We start from the raw sequence: 16,522 nt of genomic DNA on the forward strand, positions 1-16,522 counted from the left end.
GGCACGAGAGCTTGGTTCAACGATAGACATAGTTCGTCATTCTCGCGGCTCATCTCGCCCGAGCTTTGCTTCATCTCGTCACCCTCATAATTGAAAGAGGGCGCAGGGAAGACCGGGAGCCCGCTGGCACCCGAGGTCCACTGTGCGAAGTTGGAGTAAGAAGTTTGCACAGCGGCATACAGGTGTAGCCAGGACATCCCGGCCTTCCCTGCGCAGTGGGCTTACGGCTTATGTCGTGCTCTCCCCGGGGAGCGTTGCACTATTGCCCCCGTCGCCTTGCGGATGGCTGATGCGTGCGTCCGGTTGGACGGCACCCATCACCACAAGACTTGGCGCACAGACCCCGGGCGCCAGGACGACACGATTTTACCGTACGCCGATCACACCGGTCGTGTGCGCGAGGTCTTCGCTCACGGCTCTCCGCCCTGCGAAGCCTTTCGCGCCGATGTCACCTGCGTCCACCGCCGCCCGGCCCGCGTTCGTGACGATCGCGATACGCCCCTCTTCCTTGGGCCGGGTTGCCGCGACACATACGTCATTTCCGAATTTCGGTAAAGTGGAATATTTTCGCCTCCGCGCGTTGACCCATTGCTGGCGTGTTTTGCCTGACGGGCAACGCAAGGGATTGTGGCCGGGACGTTCAATCCGTCGCGGTCTGCACCCGTGGTGCAGGGGCTTGCGCGGGCTTTGTCGCCGTTGGAGGATGGCCGACCCTGGCGAGATCGCGGCGTAGCGAGGATGGCGCTGCGTGCAGGGTAAACACGATCGCGATCTGCGTTCGGTTCGAAAGCCGGTATTTGCGCATGATGTTGCCGATATGCGCCCGCACCGTATTCTCTGAGATCTTGAGCTCGTAGGCGATATTCTTGTTCTGCATTCCCCGTGCGATCAACATCATCAGCTCGCGCTCGCGCGGCGTCGGTGTAATCGAGTCCTGCGGATCTCGGCTCATGGCTGGCTGCTCCCTGGACTGCGGGTTGATGTGGCCACTCCCAGCATGTTGTCACTCCGTCTTGAGCGCCTCGATCGGGCTGAGCTTGGACGCCTTGTGCGCGGGATAGAAACCGAAGATGAGGCCGGTCGCGATCGAGAAGGCGAGGGCAAGGCCGATCGCCTGGCCGTCGATCGAGGTGACCCATCCTGCCATACGGGCGACCGTCATCGAGAGCGTGACGCCGCCGGCGACGCCGATGGCTCCGCCGAGCAGGCAGAGCACGAGCGCCTCGCAGAGGAATTGCAGGCGGATATCCCGCATCCGGCCGCCCAGCGCGCGGCGGATGCCGATCTCCCGCGTGCGCTCGGTGACCGACACGATCATGACATTCATGATGCTGATGCCGCCGACGAGCAGCGAGACCGAGGCGATGGCGACCAGCAGGAGCGCGACGGTGCGGATCGCTCCCTGCTGCGCTTCCATGGCGGCCGCCGGATCCTGGACCTTGAAATCGTCCTCCTGGCCGGCGGGGACACGGTGGCGCTGCCGCAGCAGGTTCTCGATCTCCGATCGCGCCCCCGCCATCTGTCCGTCGCCGGCCACCTTGGCGATGATGTAGGCAACCGAATCCCGATTGATGTTGCTGGCACTGCCGAGAAAGCGCAGCTTGGCGGTGGCGAGCGGGACGAAGGCGACGTCGTCCTGTGCGGGTCCCTTGCGATCGAGAACGCCGACCACCTCTAACGGGACCTTCATGATCCGGATCTGCGCACCGATGGGGTCGTCGCCGGGAGCGAACAGCTCGCGTGCAACCGTGCTGCCGAGGATCACGACCTTGCCGGCTCCGGCCTCCTCGGTGCCTGAAAAATACCGGCCGGTCGCGAGCTGCCAGTCGCGCACCATGAAATGCCCGGTCGTCGTGCCGTTGATCGTCGTATTCCAGTTCTTGCCCTCGTGGATGACCTGCGCCGTTCCGGCGATCGAGCCGGCCGCGGCCTGGACTTCCGGAATCTGCTCGAGGATGGCCTGCACGTCACTCTCCGTCATCGTCAGCTTGCTTCCGTCCTTGAGACGCACGCCGCCCTGGTAGACCGCGCCGGGGGTGATCATCAGCACGTTGGCGCCGATCGAGCGGATCTGTTCCTGCAGGCGCAGCTGCGCGCCGGAACCGATCGCAAACACCGTCACGATGGAGGCGACACCGATCACGATGCCGAGCATGGTGAGGAAGCTGCGCAGCGGATTGAGCCTGAGGGCGTGCAGGGCGATCTGGAATCCCTGGAACATCGTCATGGCGCAGCGCTCCGTTTCGGCAGGGCCGGAGCCGGCGTCTCGTCAGCGACGAGCTCGCCGTCATGCAGGTGGATCGTGCGGCGGCACTGAGCCGCGATGCCGGGATCATGCGTGATCATCACGATGGTCTGGCCGGTGCGGTTGAGCGCGGCGAACAGCGCCAGGATCTCGGCGCCGGTACGGCTGTCGAGTGCGCCGGTCGGCTCGTCGGCGAGCACGATCAGCGGGGAGGCGATCAGGGCGCGCGCGATCGCGACGCGCTGCTGCTCGCCGCCGGAGAGCTGCCGCGGAAAATGATGGGCCCGGTGCAGCATGCCGACGGCCTGAAGGCTCGCTTCCGCGCGCGCCAAGCGTTCCCTGCGACCGATGCCGCAATAGACCAGCGGCAGCGCGACGTTCTCGATCGCATTGTGGCGCGCGAGCAGATTGTAGGATTGGAACACGAAGCCGATGCTCCGGGCGCGCAGGGACGACCGGCGATCCTCCGAGAGATCGGCGACATCGGCCCCTTCGAGATAGACCGCGCCCTCGCTCGGCAGGTCGAGCAACCCGATCATGTTCATCAGCGTCGACTTTCCGGAGCCGGACGGACCCATCACGGCGACGATCTCGCCTTGCGCGATGTCGAAGCTGACATTGCGGACGGCGGTGACGGCCACTCCGTCGGTGCGATAGGTCCTGCCGACCGACTGGAGGCTGATGAGCGGCGGGGAGGCGGTCATGATCCGAACCTGATTCCGAGAAATTCCATGCCCGCCGGACGGATGGCCTGGCCGACGGCAACCTGGCTGCCCTCGTCGAGGTCTCCGCTCTTGAGGGCGACCTGTTCGGTGCCGGCCGCGCCGACCGTCACCGCGATGCGCTGGAGCGAGCCGCTTGCGGTGCGCACCCACACCCCGCTGCGTGCGGCAGGATCCTGCCGCGTGCCGGAGGGCTGGAAGCGCAGTGCGGCGAGCGGCACTTTCAGAACATCGTCCTGCCGCTCGATCACGATCTTCACCAGGGCGGTCATTCCCGGGAGCAGCGCGCCGTCGAGATTGGAGGTCGCAAGGACCACGGTGTAGGTGACGACGTGCTGCTGGGTCTGCGGCGCCTTGCGCACCTGCCGCACCACCGCCTCGAAGCGGCGGTCGGGGTAGGCATCCACGGTGAAATGGGCACGCTGGCCGGGGGCGATGCGGCCGATATCGGCTTCGTCGACCTGCGCGTGAATCTCCATGTCCTCCAGGCGGTGGGCGACCACGAAGGTGGTGCGCGATTCCAGTCCGACCGCGAGCGTCTGGCCCTCGTTGACGAACCTGCCGACGACGACGCCGTTGATCGGCGAGCGGATCACGGTGCGGTCGAGATCGGCCTGGGCCGCGGCGAGAACGGCTGCCTTCTCCGGCACAGCCATTCGTGCCTGTTGCAGCTCCGCCTCGATCCGGCGGACGTCGGCCTGGGCCCCCTCCACCGAATAGGAGTTGAGGGACATCAGGATCTCGGCCTCGCGCTCCTGGGCGAGGCGTGCGGTGAACTCGGTCTGCGCGTCGTCGACCGTCGTCGTCGCCACCACGTTTTGCGACTGCAGCGCCAGCTTCCGTTGCAAGGTCTTCTGCGCCGAGGTCTTGACCGCCTGAGCGCTCTCGAGCTTGGCGGCGAGCACGTCGCGGCTGCCTCTGGCGTTTTGCAGGTCGATCCTGGCGCGATCGAGCTTGGCCCGGGCGATGTCGACGAGCGAATTGGAGACGGCAAGGGCGGCCCTGGCTTCGTCGACCTTGGCTGCGAAGCTGCGCGGATCGATCAAGGCGAGCGGCTGATCCTTGGTGACGGTGTCGTTGAAATCGACATAGACCCGGGCGAGCTGTCCGGACAGCTGGGAACCGACCTCGATCGTCTTGACCGGCTGCAGGGCACCGGTGACCGTGACGGTCTGCTCGATGCTGCCGCGCTGGATCGAGGCGTAGCGGAACACGGGCGAATCGGATCCGAATGTCGGAGCTTCACGCCCGGCGGGCACGAGCAGGCGCCTGGTCGATTCCAAGGCGTGCGCCGCCTTGTCCGCAGCCCTCCCGGTCGCGCCGGTGATGACGGCCGGCCCCACGGTGGTGACTGCGGCGAGGCTGCATGCAGTTCCGAGCAAGGCAATTGCTGGCACAAATCGCATATCAAAACCCGCCTGGCTGAAATGGCTTCGTTACGTCAGGAAAAAATGGCAAGCTCGCTATGGTTGTAAATCATCTAAGGTAGTATCGATCGTCAGTATGTCGTTCTCGTCGGGGCGTCGGTCGGGTGCGCCTGATGATCCAGAAGTAAAGCGCGGGGGTGCGACTTTTCGTGATTTGCTGGAGATGCATACGAAGCGTATCGATATGACGCGCGCGGTATCGAACTCGATTAGCTGACTGAACGTCCCGTCTGCTCCGGCCGAAAGCGGCCGGCGCCCGGCGTTCGACTCGGCACATGAGTGGCGATGCCATGATGCAGTTGGCAATACCGCGATCACGCGACCGGACTCCACGACACCGGCTTGCCGCATTCTCGATATCGCACTCCGCCGCGATGCGGACGGAGGCGCGCTCAATTCCCTCCGATCACGAAGCCCGATATGTGAACGCCTTCACTCGTCACGAGCGGGTGTTGGCTCTAAGACGTCGAACCGGTGGACCGATGCGCTTCGCCCGGCCCCCGCGAATTCACCCAAGCACCTTGTCTGCGCTTGCAAGAAGAATGGATGGCTCGATGCCTGCTCATCGAGATCCAAGCCGGGGAGTCCGTTGCAATGGTTTCAGGTCAAGCCATAGTTTATGTCGTTGACGACGAGATTCAGATTCGAACTGCGATCGGAAATCTCTGCGAGGAGACCGGACACCAGGTGAAGTTGTTCGCCTCGACGGAAGAGTTCCTCGCGGAAAGTATTTCGCCCGGGCCGTCGTGCCTCGTGCTCGACGTCCGCTTTCCCGGGACGTCGCCGACCGGCCTCGAGCTTCAGCGCCGGCTCGCCGAGACGGGCGTGCCCATCCCGATCGTCTTCATCAGCGGCCATTCCGACGTCCGCGTCTCGGTCGAGGCCATGAAGCGCGGCGCGGTCGAGTTTCTGCCAAAACCCTTTCGCGAGCAGGAGATCCTCGATGCGATCAGGCACGGCATCGAGCGCGACCGCAGGCGGCTGGAACGCGAGGATATCGTGCGTGAAGCCCGCCAGCGCGTCGAGACGCTGACGGCGAGAGAGCGCGAGATCATGCTGCTGATGGCCGAAGGGCTGGTGGCCAAGCAGATCGCGGCGAGGCTCGGCGTGAGCGAAGTGACGGCGAAGGTCCATCGCGCCAGGATGATGCGAAAGCTGGAGCTGCGTACGCCGATCGAAGTGGTGCGGTTGATCGACAGCATGGGGCGCGAAGCCGAGACGATTCGCGCCGGCGCGGGATAGCAGCTTTTCTGCGCTTCGATTCGCCGACATCTCGCGCAACGTCTAGTCCGTACCGATTAGCATGAACTGCAGTCTGTCGCGCAGGCCACGATCGGTTCACAGTATCCCTACGATGTCGGCCTCTTCCAAGACGGCATCCATACTCAGTCAGACAACTTGGTCAGAAAGGGATACTCCATGCGTAAATTGTTTTTTGCTTCCGTTGCATTGTTCGCCCTGTCCTCCGCGGCGCAGGCCGCCAACACCTCGACCACGGTGCAAGTCGGCGTCGTGAACGGCTCGTCCGTCACGCAGAACGGCCTCACCAACGACAGCTCGTCGACCAGCCAGCTCGGCATCGTGAACACTGCGTCCACGATGCAGGGGACCGGCGCTGCCTCGCTCAACAACGGCAGCACGGTGAACCAGGTCGGCGTGCAGAACTCGGCGACCACCGGCCAGGTGGCGTTCGGCAACAACACCAGCGCGATCACCCAGAACTCGTTCGGGCCCCCCGCGCTGCAGAACAACTCCGCCGGCGTCGGCCAGCTCAGCGTGTTCGGCGTCAACGGCAGCACCGTCTCGCAGACGGCGCACTGACTCACAGCCCCGTTTGGCCGGACGCATCCAGTTGCGGTTGCGTCCGCGCCATTCTCGAATGCACCGCAATCCGGCCGGCCGATCAATTGCGATGGCCCGCCCATTGTCGCGGAAGGAAATGACATGCGGATCACCTATTTCATTGCAACGGTCGTGGCGCTCGGTGCGCTGACGGCCGCCGATGCAAACGCCGGCAACACCGCCAGCGTGCTGCAATTCGGAACGACCAACACTTCGTTCATTTCGCAGAGCGGCGGCACCAGCAACAACGCCACGACGATGCAGTTCGGCGCCACCAATACGGCGACCACCTTGCAGACAGGCTCGCTCCTGACCGTCAACAATTCGGTGATCGGGCAGGGCGGCACGACCGCGACGGCGTCCAACACCGCGCTGGCCGGCCAGGTCGGCGGCTTCAACTCGAGCCTGATCGGCCAGATCGGTGCGAACAATGCCGCCGGAGTTGGTCAGCTCGGAATCCTGAACGGCTCGACGATCATCCAGCAGGCTCCGTGAGCAGACCCGAAGCGATGAGGCATGTCATGAAACATCATTTGGGACGCGCGGGCGCCGTCTTGCTCGCTCTGTGCTCGGCGGGCACCGGATCAGCCGGTGCCCAGACCGCCGACATCAAGACCATCGTCTCTGTCGGCGGGCCGCCCGTGGTACTGAACCAGAACAGTCAGCTCAATATGGCGGGCGTGTTCATGATCGGCGGCAGCACCAGCGCGACAGTGACGCAGAACGGCACCAACAATGCCACGGGCGTCCTGCAATTCGGCGGAACGAATTCCGCATCGATCGGTCAGGCCGGAACGAACAATCTCGCGTTCGTCGGTCAGACCGGCCAGTCGGCGACGAGCCTGATATCGCAGCTCGGCACGATGAATGCGGGCACGGTGGCGCAATTCGGCGCGATCAACGCCTCGACGATCGTCCAGACCGGCCCGTAAGGCGCGAGCGAACGCGCCGGTGTCGAGAACGGGGGAAACGCGATGCGATGCGGACAGATGTTGAGGCACGTGTTGGCCGTGGCGGCGATGCTCGCCGCCATCGGCACGGCGACGCAGGCGAGCGCCGGGTCGGTCCAGCGCAGCGTGACGAACCGGAATGTGACCATTGAAACCGTCGTGCAGTTCGGCGACAATGTTCAGCCCGTGACGATCGAAGAGAATAGCCGCATCAATATCGCGCGGGTGATCCAGATCGGCGGCACCGGGACGGTGGATGCGACCATCATCCAGAACGGCACGCGCAACTATGCCAATGTGATCCAGGTGGGCGGCACCACCAATGCGATCATCGGCCAATCCGGTGCGAGCAACACCGCCGAGATCACCCAGATCGGCAATTCCACCAACGCGCTCCTGCTCCAGATCGGAGACATGAATACGGGAGCGGTTAGGCAGTTCGGGCGTTTCAACTGGCTGGCGATCTTTCAGTTCAGCCGATGATGGAGGTGTGACATGAGATTGCTCCTGCTCGCATCCGGAATAGGACTCATGAGCGTGGTCGCGACGGCGCCGGCCGGCGCCGGCGACGGTCACACCACGGTGGTCCAGGACGAGAACGGCACGTCGGTGATCACGCAGAGCGGCGATCCCGCGCAGGCCGAGGTCAAAATCGAGAAGGAGCCCGGGCGCACGACGGTGTACCGGCGCAGCGGCGGCAACACCGCCATCGTGACACAGGGCATCGGCAACGCGCAGGAAAACATACAGGACATGCTCGATTGGCTGCGCAAGCAGCAGGGCCGTTGACGCACGAAGGCCCACCGTCCCGCGAAAGGACGGCGGGCCTCGCCGTGAGTGGCCTTACCAGCGATAGCCGCCGGTCAGCGTGCCGTTGTTGTTGCCGTCAGGGCCGACGTCGCCCTGCGTCGAGCTCGGGGTTGGATGGTTGGTGCCGTTGAGCGCGCCATAGGGCCCCGCGACATCAGGATAATACGCGCGCGGCTGAACCGGCTCGTAGGAGGGCGCGGTGCGGTCCCACCCCACGCGCGGCCCGTTCCAATCATAGCCCTGTGCCGAGGCAGCCGCAGTGCCGGCGACGAGTGATGCCGTGATCAGGCACAGGAGTTTTGACTTGTTCTGCATTGGAGATGCTCCTTGCTCGTGTCGGGGGCCAACGGTTGCACTGCGGGAGCGTTCCGAGACGTGTTCGGCGGGAGCGATCAACTCCGATCAACTGCTTATGAAGCGAAGGCCGTGGAACGAAGTGGCTGGAAGGGCCGAGAATACCGGGCGTCTTGCCGCACCTGTTCCCCGGTTAAGCCCGTGCCTTAACCAATAATTAATTATACGTTTGCGGGTGGGCGACGGCCCGGCCTAGCGTAGCGGCGGGGAGCCGCTATCGCTTAAGCCAAACGAGTTGGTGCGTATCATGATGTCCAGATCCCATGCGGCGCTATTCGCCTCGCTCAGCGCAGCCGCGCTGCTCCTTAGCCCCAGCGACAGTTTTGCCAGACCCGGCGGCGCCGCGCCGCATGGGGTGACCGCTGCGCCTTCCGGCGCGATGGCGCGTGCGCCGATGGGGCCGGGAGCCCGGTTCCACCGGCGGAATAACCCCTTCGTGTACTGGCCGGGCGGCGGCGGGTTCTTCTACGACGGCGCCGGCTACAGCCAGCCCTTCGGCGATGCCGGGCAGCCGGTCTCCACCGACGTGCGCTACACCTACACCTATGATGTCCCGTGGGACTGGTCGCATCGCTTCCCGCCGAACGTGGTGCCGTCCGACCGGCCCTATGTGCCGAGCTGCCCGACGGAGCAGGTGACGGTGCCCGGCCGCGGCGGCAGCGAGCACACCGTCAACATCACGCGCTGCTACTGAGTTTTAGCCTAGCTCGAAGCTGGTCACGCCGAAGACGCGGTCGATGCGCAGCGGCGGGATCGCTCCCGTGTACATCCGCGCCGTCTCGAACACCGGCTTGAGCCCGAGTGCTTCCGCGAGCGCGATCGCCTCGCGATTGACGGCGGGAACGTCGAGGAAGATCTCGCCGACATCGGCGCTCGCAAGCAAAGCCTGCACGATCGCCTCCGCCGCCGCGCGGTCGTCGGCGACGAGCGGGCCGATCTTGCAGCCGGTCCGGCAGGGCCGGATCACGCCCCATGCGGCGAGCTTGCCGTCCCGCACGAGGGCGCGGCCGACATGGCCTGATGTATCGATCCAGGCGCGCAGGAAGGCGCTGCGCCGGGCCGGGAAGACGGTGGCATCGTCGGCCTCCACAAGCGCAAACGGAATCGTGTTCAGCGCAACCACGTCAGTGGGCGGCCTCGAGCGCGCGGTGACGAGGCCGCCATAGCGGATATTGGCATAGGCCAGCTGGAAGCCGGATTTCCTGTAATTGTCCTGTTGCGCCACGACGCCGTCGAGCCCGATCACGCGCGCGCCGGCATGCGCGATCGCCGCGTTCCAGATGCGCAGGCCATGGCCCGCGCCGCGAAAACTATCGCGCACGATGTAGAAGCCGAGGAAGGCGAAGCGGTCGTCGTAATTGACGCAGGAGACGGTCGCCACCGGCTCGCCATCGATCTCGCCGACGAAGAAGCCTTGCGTGTCGGGAACCGCGAAGCAGGCGGCATCGGCTCGGCCCGGATTCCAGCCCTCGGCCGCGGCCCAGTCGATGGCGAGGGAGATCTCATCGGGGCGGAGATTGCGGATCAGCAAATCACTCATCTCGGGTTGCTCATGATGGATGCCTTCGACCATGGACCTGCCGACAGGTCTGGCTGTAGAAGGCCTCATGATAGGCCGAGCCTGCGGCTCGCCTCAACTGAAGGGATGATCGGTCATGGCAGCAGAGAAGGTTGCGCTCGTTACCGCCGGCGGCAGCGGCATGGGGGCAGGGGCTGCGCGGCGGCTGGCGGCGGACGGGTTTCGCGTCGCGATCCTGTCGTCCTCCGGCAAGGGCGAGGCGCTGGCGGCCGAGCTCGGCGGGCTCGGCGTCACCGGCTCCAACAAGGAGAATGACGATTTGAAGCGCCTCGTCGACGGCGCCATGGCGAAGTGGGGACGCATCGACGTGCTCGTCAACAGCGCCGGCCACGGGCCGCGCGCGCCGATCACGGAGATTACCGACGAGCAGTGGCACACCGGCCTCGACACCTATCTGCTCAACGTGATCCGCCCGACCCGGCTGGTGACGCCGATCATGCAGGCGCAAAAGGGTTGCGCCGTCATCAACATCTCGACGGCCTGGGCGTTCGAGCCCAGCGCGATGTTCCCGACCTCGGCGGTGTTCCGCGCGGGCCTTGCCGCCTTCACCAAGATCTTCACCGACACCCATGCGGCCGACAACATCCGCATGAACAACGTCCTGCCGGGCTGGATCGACAGCCTGCCGCAGCTGGACGCGCGCCGCGACAGCGTGCCGATGAAGCGCTACGGCAAGGTCGAGGAGATCGCGGCGACGGTCTCGTTCCTGGCCTCCGACGGCGCGGCTTACATCACCGGCCAGAACATCCGCGTCGATGGCGGGCTGACGCGCTCGGTCTGAAGCGCGCAGTCTCGAATCGCGTTTCTGGCGGCCTTGTCGTGATGCGACACGGGCGGTGCGTCGCGCGCCGCTGATGATGGATCAGGCGTGGCTCCTCGGTCACACCCGCCATCCGTTCGCACGATCTGAGGCGCACACTACGTCACAGTCCTTGCGAACTGCGCCGCAGCCCAAGACGAGCAGCGGCGCCGGCCCTATGCCCTAACTGCGCCGGTTGCCTTTTACCTGCGCGCATTCGAAACGCGAGGTCAATCGCGTGGGGCAAGGAGACTGGAATGAAGAAGTTTTTGCTGGCGGCTGCCTCGGTTGTCCTGGGCACCGCATCCGTTCAGGCGGCCGATCTCGCGGCGCATTACACCAAGGCGCCGGTGATGGCGCCAGTCTATAGCTGGACCGGCTTCTACGTCGGCGGCAATGTCGGCGGGCAGTGGGGCAGCGCGAACCCCGCCACCACCACGCTGTTTCCGGTGGCCGCCTATTTCGCGGATTCGAGCGTGACCGCCATCGGGACGGTCGGCGCCCAACACATCAACAGCTCCGGTGTGACCGGCGGCTTCACCGCCGGCTACAACTGGCAGGTCAACAACGCCGTGCTCGGCCTCGAGGGTGACATCAACTATTTCGGCTTCAAGGGCAGCGCGAGCAGCACGGCCGTGTATCCCTGCTGCGCGCCGACCACCTTCACCGTCAATTCGTCGGTCTCGGCCGATTGGCTCGCCACCATTCGCGGCCGCATCGGCTTCCTCGCGACGCCGAGCTGGCTGATTTACGCCACCGGCGGCGCCGCCATCGCCGAGGTGAGGGGCAACTTCAGCTTCACCGACACCTTTGCTGGCGCGACCGAGTCCGGAGCGATCCGCGACACCCGCGTCGGCTGGACAGCAGGCGTCGGCGGTGAGTACGCCGTGGGCAACGGCTGGTCGCTGAAGGCCGAATATCTTTACGTCGATCTTGGCCGCAGCAGCATGACCAGCAACAATCTCAACGTCGGTGTGCCGTTGCCGGCCCAGACCTTCACCCATTCGGTCGATCTCAAGTCGAACATCGTGCGCGTCGGCGTGAACTACAAGTTCGGCGGACCGGTCGTCGCCAGATACTGAGCATCCCGTTCCGATCCTGACGTGGAAAGCCCCGGCCTGGCCGGGGCTTTCTGTTGTGAAAAGGCTTTCTGTTGTGAAGCTCAGCCTGCGTGCAATGGCAGCAGATGCGCCAGCGCGGGCAGGATCTTGTAGCGCGCGATCTCGTGCGGGTACTCGCCGCGGTTGGCGAGCAGGACGATGGCGATCCGCCGCGACGGAACGAGGCCGATATAGCCGGACGCATTGTTGAGGCCGCCGGGCTTGTCGATGACAGTGACGCCCGGCAGACGCACGCTCTCCCAGGCCATGCCCTGTCCGAACTTGTCGTCGACGCGGAAGACTTCACGCTGCGTCATCCGCAGCGCTTCGCGCAAATGCGGATCGATCGTCCGGCCGTCAACGCAGGCCGCTGCGAAGGTGGCAAGATCCCGGGCGGAGGAGAACATCTGGCCGGTGCCGGGAAAGTCAAAATAGCTCTGCTGATCGCCGATTGGGCCGATCGCCGTGCCCTGGTCGGAATAGCCCTGGACCACGCGCCGCGTCCAGGCCCCGTCCATGACGGCGCGATTGTCCGCGCCGCGCTCGGGGATGAAGCTGGCGTCCATGGCGAGCGGGCGCAGAATGCGGTACTGGATCAGCGCACCGATCGGCATGCCGTAGCAGCGCTCGAGCACGAGCTGAAGCAGCACGTAGCCGGCGTGGGTGTAGATGCGCTGCCGGCCGGGTGCGACGCCGGGCGCCGGCGCGAAGGCGTTCAGCATGGCGACGAACTGCTCGCGCGTGAACTGATCGTTCGGCCAGGGCGGATGGTCGGTCGGCAGCAACAGCCCCGAGGTGTGCGTGACGAGCTCGCCGACGCTGACGCGGCGGATGTATTCGCCGTCGAGCTCGGGAAGATATTTAGGGACGCGTTCGTCGAGCCGCAGCTCGCCGCGGAGCGTACCGAGAGCGACCAGCGTCGCTTCGAACGGTTTTCTTACAGACGCGAGGTTGAACAGCGTGTCCGGCGTCACCTTCCGTTTGGCGGCATCATCGGCAAGACCGTAGTTGAAGAACTCGACATGGCGTCCGGCATAGAGGGCGGCGGCAAGGCCGCCCGCATGGTCGGGCGTTACGGTCGGCGCCAGCTCGCTCGCGACGATGTCGCGCATCTGCGCGATCATGTCGGAATCCGCCAAGGCGCGGGGCGGCCGGCCCAGCCCGATCGCGAGGGGAACAAGCGCGGCCCGGGCGAGCGCCCGCCGGGTGAACGATGATGATGAGGCAAAAGACGGCACGTGCCCTGACGAACGATGCAATGGTGCCCCCGGTCTCATTTAGCGGCAAGCGCCCTGGGGCCCAATTCACAATTGCGCGTTGTGGGTTCCGTATCGCGAGGCTCGCAGTACCGTAACCCGGATGGAGCGCAGCGAAATCCGGGGCGGGCGTCGTTCGTGGCACGATCCCGGATTGCGCTGCGCTCCATCCGGGCTACAAAACTGAGCCGATCGGCTAACAATTGTTGACGTCCGCCGTTGGCCCGTGTATAGTTAGCTTCATGGCTAACCAATCGCCCCGCCTCGATCAGGTCTTCGCAGCGCTCGCCGATCCCACCAGACGGGCGATCGTGATGCGGTTGTGCGCCGGCGAGGCCTCCGTCGGCGAGCTCGCCGATCCCTTCGCCATGGCGCTGCCGAGCTTCATGAAACACATCCATGTGCTGGAGACGAGCGGGCTCGTGCTGTCGGAGAAATCCGGCCGCGTGCGCACCTGCCGCCTTAGCCCGGATGCGCTGCTCGGTGCGGAGGACTGGTTCCAGCAGCAGCGCGCAATCTGGGAGGCGCGGCTCGACCGGTTCGAAGCCTACGTGATGAAGCTCAAGAAAGAGAAGGAGCGGGCGGCCGCCAGGCGGCCGTCCCGAACAACCAAACGGAAAGGTACTGAGTGATGACGAGTTCTGCCAATCCCGCTCTGTCGCAATGGTCGCTCGACCGTGAGATCGTGATGTCGCGCGTGATCGACGCGCCGCGCGATCTGGTGTTCGAGGCGTGGTCCGACCCGAAGCACCTGCCGCAATGGTTCGGACCGAAGGGATTCAAGGTCGAGACCTTCGAGATCGACGTACGCGTCGGCGGCGTCTGGCGCTTCAACATGATCGGCCCCGACGGCACGGTCTATCCGAACCGCATGCGCTTTCGCCGCATCGAGCGGCCGCAGCTGATGGAGATGGATCACGGCGTTGACCAGGACGAGGATCCCGGCATGTTCCGCTTCACAGTCACCTTTGCCGAGCAGAGCAATGGCAAGACCGTGCTGATGATGCGCCAGCTGGCCTCGAGCACCGCGCAGCGCGATGGCATGATCGGCTTCGGCGCCGTCGAATATGGCTACCAGACGCTGGACAAGCTGGCGGCCTATGTGGCGGGCATGAAGCGGTGAAGACAAAGCGGTCCCGGCGAAGGATTCGCCGGGACCGCTTTCGTACACCTCGATGGATCGGTTTCCGAAGAGGGCGATCGACGAGGCAACTGAAGCGCGATGAGATCAGGATGAATCGTCATCGCGCTCTATTTATCATTTGAGCATGATCTCTTCGGAAACCGCCGCACACTTTTCCGGATCATGCGCTAGCGCCGCGGTGCGGTGCCGCTCGTCGGCGGAGTGGTCTCGTTGCGCATGCCTGGAGCGCTGGACGCGCCCTGTCCGCCACGTTGCGTATGGGTGATTCCGCCACTGCCGCCGCCTGAGCCGTCTCCAGCGCTTCCGCTTCCTCCGGCAGCGCCGCTGCCGCCTGCACCAGCACCTGCTCCCGCTCCGGCACCCGCCCCTCCGGCACCCGCCCCTCCGGCACCCGCCCCACCGGCGCCTGCACCTCCCGCACCACCCGCACCCCCGGCACCACCGCCGGCACCTTGTGCGACCGCTGCGCCGACTGAAGCACCAGCCAGAACGGCTGCTGTGAAGATCGTCAGAATTGTCTTACGCATGTTGCGTCTCCTGTTGCACATGACGGACCAATCACGCGCGACAGCAACCGTTCCTGCGCAAGACGTTCCGGGTGCATCGAACTGGAGGCCTACGACCCAGCGTCGGAATGTGTCTGCCAGCGCAAGTGCATTTCGTTCCAGAGACCGGACATCCATCGGGGACTCATGCAGCCCGTGATAGGGGGAGGTAGGAAGGGACCACAGGAACGATCGCCCGCCTGCGGCTTTGCCGGTGATGACGCACATTATCTTCAGCGACTACCGCAACCCCGCCGCCGAGCAGGCCTATGAGATCGCCTGGAACTTTCTCACGCGGACGGGCGCCATCAGCGACGAGTTCGCGGCCTGCGTGTTCCTGGCGCAGCGCATCACCATGATGGTCGAGGAGGGGCAGACGAACCGGATCCGGATGGCCAATCGCGCGATCTCCGAATATCAGCGCCATGTCGACCAACGCGACGATGTCATCCGCAGCGGCAGCCGCCTCGCTGGAGGGCAATGAGCGCCGCGTCGACGCTCTGCTCACACTGCCTCACTCCTTCGCTTCGTCCGTCACGATGTCGCCGAGCTTCTGCCAGCGCTGGCCGTCGAACTGCACCATCTGGAACTGCTTGTTGACGCGATAGTCGGTCGGCGTGGTCGTGACCGAGATCCCCGGCAGCGTCAGGTCGAGCTCGACGTTCTTGAGACTGGCGGCCTGCCGCATCACGTTGTCGCGAGTGAGGTCGTCGCCGCATTGCTTCAGCACCTGAACCAGCAGCTGGGCCGTGATGTACCCATAGACGTTCAGGTTCGAATCCTTGTCGCCGTCGGGATAGTATTTCGCCATGAAGGCGAGGTAGCGCTTCATGCCGGTATCGTCCTTCCATTCGGGATCGGCGGCATCCTTGACGTAACCGACGCTGACGACGCCCTTGGAATTATCCAGACCCGCCGGCTTCAGCACGGCGCTGAGCGAGGAGGCGTTGATGTCGATGATGTGCAGCGGCTTCCAGCCGATCTCGGCGACCTTCTTGATCGCCTGCGCCGCCTGTTTCGGCGTGGTGGCGCTGAACAGCACGTCGGCGCCGGCATCCTTCAGCCGCAGGATCTGCGAGTCGATCGTCGGCTCGGTGATCTCATAGGACGTCTCGGCCACTATCATCTTCGCCTTGTCGCCGAGGCCGGCCTTGAGGCCGGCGAGATAATCCTTGCCGAGATCGTCGTTCTGGTAGAGCACGCCGATCTTCGCGTTCGGATGGTTCTTCAGGAGATACTGCGCGTAAATGCGGCCCTCGACGAGATAGGAGGGGTTGAAGCCCATGGTCCAGGGAAAGTTCTTGGGATCGGTGAAACGCGCAGCGCCGGTCGCGGCAAACAGCTGAGGGATTTTCTTGGCGTTGAGATATTTCTGCACGGCGACGTTCGGCGCGGTGCCGATGATCTGGAACGTCAGCAACACTTCGTCGCTTTCGACCAGCCTGCGGGTCTGCTCCACGGTTTTCGGCGGCGAGTAGGCATCGTCATACTGGATCAACTCGACCTTGCGGCCGTTCACCCCGCTCTGGTCGTTGATCATCCTCATATAGGCGGCCTGGGTCTTGCCGATCACGGCGTAGGCCGAGGCCGGGCCGCTGAGCGGCACGGTCTGACCGACCTTGATCGCCGTGTCGGACGCGCCGGCATCGTATTTCTTCTGCGCCTGCGCTGCCGCGCTCGACAGCGCGAGAAGCAGCGCGGAGGCCGCGATGTGTTTGAGAACAAAGCTTGTCATGTCCGGTCCTTCTC

The 16,522-nt window shown here is 64.8% G+C and carries 21 protein-coding genes; 12 read left to right on the forward strand and 9 right to left on the reverse strand.

Annotation, left to right across the window (positions count from 1 at the left end; translation table 11 throughout):
* From RAD10_RS40245 to RAD10_RS40265, 5 genes are all read right to left on the reverse strand, one after another.
* Positions 1-197 (reverse strand): hypothetical protein (locus tag RAD10_RS40245; protein ID WP_461621796.1); only part of this gene is annotated, 197 nt, incomplete at its 3' end.
* Between the two features lie 443 nt (positions 198-640).
* Positions 641-952, reverse strand: coding sequence for a response regulator transcription factor (locus RAD10_RS40250; protein ID WP_097668596.1), 312 nt, complete (start codon positions 950-952; stop codon positions 641-643).
* Positions 953-1,003: 51 nt separating this feature from the next.
* The gene (locus RAD10_RS40255) at positions 1,004-2,227 is read right to left on the reverse strand and encodes an ABC transporter permease (RefSeq protein WP_461621797.1); all 1,224 of its coding nucleotides are present in this window, start codon (positions 2,225-2,227) and stop codon (positions 1,004-1,006) included.
* Positions 2,224-2,949, reverse strand: a complete 726-nt coding sequence (locus RAD10_RS40260; RefSeq protein WP_461621798.1) for an ABC transporter ATP-binding protein — start codon at positions 2,947-2,949, stop codon at positions 2,224-2,226. The genes RAD10_RS40255 and RAD10_RS40260 overlap by 4 nt, the downstream gene beginning before the upstream one ends.
* On the reverse strand, positions 2,946-4,373 hold the full coding sequence (locus RAD10_RS40265; RefSeq protein WP_461621799.1) for an efflux RND transporter periplasmic adaptor subunit: 1,428 nt from the start codon (positions 4,371-4,373) through the stop codon (positions 2,946-2,948). Before RAD10_RS40265 ends, RAD10_RS40260 begins: the two co-directional genes overlap by 4 nt.
* 615 nt (positions 4,374-4,988) lie before the next feature.
* Here RAD10_RS40265 and RAD10_RS40270 point away from each other — a divergent pair.
* The 6 genes from RAD10_RS40270 to RAD10_RS40295 all read left to right on the forward strand — a co-directional run bounded on the left by RAD10_RS40270 (position 4,989) and on the right by RAD10_RS40295 (position 7,975).
* Positions 4,989-5,636: a response regulator transcription factor gene (locus RAD10_RS40270; RefSeq protein ID WP_091957232.1), complete on the forward strand. Its 648-nt coding sequence runs from the start codon at positions 4,989-4,991 to the stop codon at positions 5,634-5,636.
* A gap of 177 nt (positions 5,637-5,813) precedes the next feature.
* Entirely contained in the window at positions 5,814-6,215 is a 402-nt protein-coding gene (locus RAD10_RS40275) for a curlin subunit CsgB (protein ID WP_461621800.1), read from the forward strand.
* 123 nt (positions 6,216-6,338) lie between these two features.
* Complete coding sequence (locus RAD10_RS40280; RefSeq protein ID WP_461621801.1) at positions 6,339-6,731, forward strand: curlin; 393 nt, start codon at positions 6,339-6,341, stop codon at positions 6,729-6,731.
* 26 nt (positions 6,732-6,757) lie between these two features.
* Positions 6,758-7,168 (forward strand): curlin, encoded by a 411-nt coding sequence (locus RAD10_RS40285; protein WP_104461088.1) that lies wholly within the window; start codon positions 6,758-6,760, stop codon positions 7,166-7,168.
* A 69-nt stretch (positions 7,169-7,237) separates the two neighbouring features.
* A complete protein-coding gene (locus tag RAD10_RS40290) occupies positions 7,238-7,669 on the forward strand; it encodes a curlin (protein WP_461621827.1) in 432 nt (143 codons plus the stop codon).
* 12 nt (positions 7,670-7,681) lie between these two features.
* Positions 7,682-7,975, forward strand: coding sequence for a hypothetical protein (locus RAD10_RS40295; protein ID WP_461621802.1), 294 nt, complete (start codon positions 7,682-7,684; stop codon positions 7,973-7,975).
* 54 nt (positions 7,976-8,029) lie between these two features.
* Here the strand turns inward: RAD10_RS40295 and RAD10_RS40300 are convergent, their stop codons facing one another.
* Positions 8,030-8,311, reverse strand: coding sequence for a hypothetical protein (locus tag RAD10_RS40300; RefSeq protein ID WP_461621803.1), 282 nt, complete (start codon positions 8,309-8,311; stop codon positions 8,030-8,032).
* 286 nt (positions 8,312-8,597) lie between these two features.
* Here RAD10_RS40300 and RAD10_RS40305 point away from each other — a divergent pair, with 286 nt between their 5' ends.
* The gene (locus RAD10_RS40305) at positions 8,598-9,044 is read left to right on the forward strand and encodes a hypothetical protein (protein WP_201759649.1); all 447 of its coding nucleotides are present in this window, start codon (positions 8,598-8,600) and stop codon (positions 9,042-9,044) included.
* 3 nt (positions 9,045-9,047) lie between these two features.
* On the opposite strand, the gene RAD10_RS40310 is transcribed toward RAD10_RS40305, so the two are convergent.
* Positions 9,048-9,890 carry a GNAT family N-acetyltransferase gene (locus RAD10_RS40310; protein ID WP_461621804.1) on the reverse strand — a complete coding sequence of 281 codons (843 nt, stop codon included), beginning with the start codon at positions 9,888-9,890 and terminating at the stop codon, positions 9,048-9,050.
* Between the two features lie 115 nt (positions 9,891-10,005).
* Between RAD10_RS40310 and RAD10_RS40315 the strand changes: the two genes are divergently transcribed.
* Together RAD10_RS40315 and RAD10_RS40320 are read left to right on the forward strand one after the other, a co-directional pair.
* Positions 10,006-10,710: an SDR family oxidoreductase gene (locus RAD10_RS40315; protein ID WP_461621805.1), complete on the forward strand. Its 705-nt coding sequence runs from the start codon at positions 10,006-10,008 to the stop codon at positions 10,708-10,710.
* Positions 10,711-10,985: 275 nt separating this feature from the next.
* Entirely contained in the window at positions 10,986-11,810 is an 825-nt protein-coding gene (locus RAD10_RS40320) for an outer membrane protein (protein WP_461621806.1), read from the forward strand.
* An 80-nt stretch (positions 11,811-11,890) separates the two neighbouring features.
* Here the strand turns inward: RAD10_RS40320 and RAD10_RS40325 are convergent, their stop codons facing one another.
* Positions 11,891-12,952, reverse strand: coding sequence for a serine hydrolase (locus RAD10_RS40325; RefSeq protein WP_461621807.1), 1,062 nt, complete (start codon positions 12,950-12,952; stop codon positions 11,891-11,893).
* A 374-nt stretch (positions 12,953-13,326) separates the two neighbouring features.
* Between RAD10_RS40325 and RAD10_RS40330 the strand changes: the two genes are divergently transcribed.
* From RAD10_RS40330 to RAD10_RS40340, 3 genes are all read left to right on the forward strand, one after another.
* Positions 13,327-13,716 (forward strand): ArsR/SmtB family transcription factor, encoded by a 390-nt coding sequence (locus RAD10_RS40330; RefSeq protein ID WP_461621808.1) that lies wholly within the window; start codon positions 13,327-13,329, stop codon positions 13,714-13,716.
* Complete coding sequence (locus RAD10_RS40335) at positions 13,716-14,207, forward strand: SRPBCC family protein (protein ID WP_461621809.1); 492 nt, start codon at positions 13,716-13,718, stop codon at positions 14,205-14,207. The genes RAD10_RS40330 and RAD10_RS40335 overlap by 1 nt, the downstream gene beginning before the upstream one ends.
* A 783-nt stretch (positions 14,208-14,990) precedes the next feature.
* A complete protein-coding gene (locus RAD10_RS40340) occupies positions 14,991-15,257 on the forward strand; it encodes a hypothetical protein (protein WP_461621810.1) in 267 nt (88 codons plus the stop codon).
* 30 nt (positions 15,258-15,287) lie between these two features.
* Here the strand turns inward: RAD10_RS40340 and RAD10_RS40345 are convergent, their stop codons facing one another.
* Positions 15,288-16,508, reverse strand: coding sequence for an ABC transporter substrate-binding protein (locus RAD10_RS40345; protein ID WP_461621811.1), 1,221 nt, complete (start codon positions 16,506-16,508; stop codon positions 15,288-15,290).
* Positions 16,509-16,522 lie beyond the last annotated feature (14 nt).

The organism is Bradyrhizobium sp. 23AC (assembly GCF_054863025.1).

Bases quoted from the DNA above. Each gene is read 5' to 3' on its own strand.
- RAD10_RS40250 (WP_097668596.1), bottom strand. From the start codon at position 952: ATGAGCCGAGATCCGCAGGACTCGATTACACCGACGCCGCGCGAGCGC.
- RAD10_RS40255 (WP_461621797.1), bottom strand. From the start codon at position 2,227: ATGACGATGTTCCAGGGATTCCAGATCGCCCTGCACGCCCTCAGGCTC.
- RAD10_RS40260 (WP_461621798.1), bottom strand. From the start codon at position 2,949: ATGACCGCCTCCCCGCCGCTCATCAGCCTCCAGTCGGTCGGCAGGACC.
- RAD10_RS40265 (WP_461621799.1), bottom strand. From the start codon at position 4,373: ATGCGATTTGTGCCAGCAATTGCCTTGCTCGGAACTGCATGCAGCCTC.
- RAD10_RS40270 (WP_091957232.1), top strand. From the start codon at position 4,989: ATGGTTTCAGGTCAAGCCATAGTTTATGTCGTTGACGACGAGATTCAG.
- RAD10_RS40275 (WP_461621800.1), top strand. From the start codon at position 5,814: ATGCGTAAATTGTTTTTTGCTTCCGTTGCATTGTTCGCCCTGTCCTCC.
- RAD10_RS40280 (WP_461621801.1), top strand. From the start codon at position 6,339: ATGCGGATCACCTATTTCATTGCAACGGTCGTGGCGCTCGGTGCGCTG.
- RAD10_RS40285 (WP_104461088.1), top strand. From the start codon at position 6,758: ATGAAACATCATTTGGGACGCGCGGGCGCCGTCTTGCTCGCTCTGTGC.
- RAD10_RS40295 (WP_461621802.1), top strand. From the start codon at position 7,682: ATGAGATTGCTCCTGCTCGCATCCGGAATAGGACTCATGAGCGTGGTC.
- RAD10_RS40300 (WP_461621803.1), bottom strand. From the start codon at position 8,311: ATGCAGAACAAGTCAAAACTCCTGTGCCTGATCACGGCATCACTCGTC.
- RAD10_RS40305 (WP_201759649.1), top strand. From the start codon at position 8,598: ATGATGTCCAGATCCCATGCGGCGCTATTCGCCTCGCTCAGCGCAGCC.
- RAD10_RS40310 (WP_461621804.1), bottom strand. From the start codon at position 9,890: ATGAGTGATTTGCTGATCCGCAATCTCCGCCCCGATGAGATCTCCCTC.
- RAD10_RS40315 (WP_461621805.1), top strand. From the start codon at position 10,006: ATGGCAGCAGAGAAGGTTGCGCTCGTTACCGCCGGCGGCAGCGGCATG.
- RAD10_RS40320 (WP_461621806.1), top strand. From the start codon at position 10,986: ATGAAGAAGTTTTTGCTGGCGGCTGCCTCGGTTGTCCTGGGCACCGCA.
- RAD10_RS40325 (WP_461621807.1), bottom strand. From the start codon at position 12,952: ATGATCGCGCAGATGCGCGACATCGTCGCGAGCGAGCTGGCGCCGACC.
- RAD10_RS40330 (WP_461621808.1), top strand. From the start codon at position 13,327: ATGGCTAACCAATCGCCCCGCCTCGATCAGGTCTTCGCAGCGCTCGCC.
- RAD10_RS40335 (WP_461621809.1), top strand. From the start codon at position 13,716: ATGACGAGTTCTGCCAATCCCGCTCTGTCGCAATGGTCGCTCGACCGT.
- RAD10_RS40340 (WP_461621810.1), top strand. From the start codon at position 14,991: ATGACGCACATTATCTTCAGCGACTACCGCAACCCCGCCGCCGAGCAG.
- RAD10_RS40345 (WP_461621811.1), bottom strand. From the start codon at position 16,508: ATGACAAGCTTTGTTCTCAAACACATCGCGGCCTCCGCGCTGCTTCTC.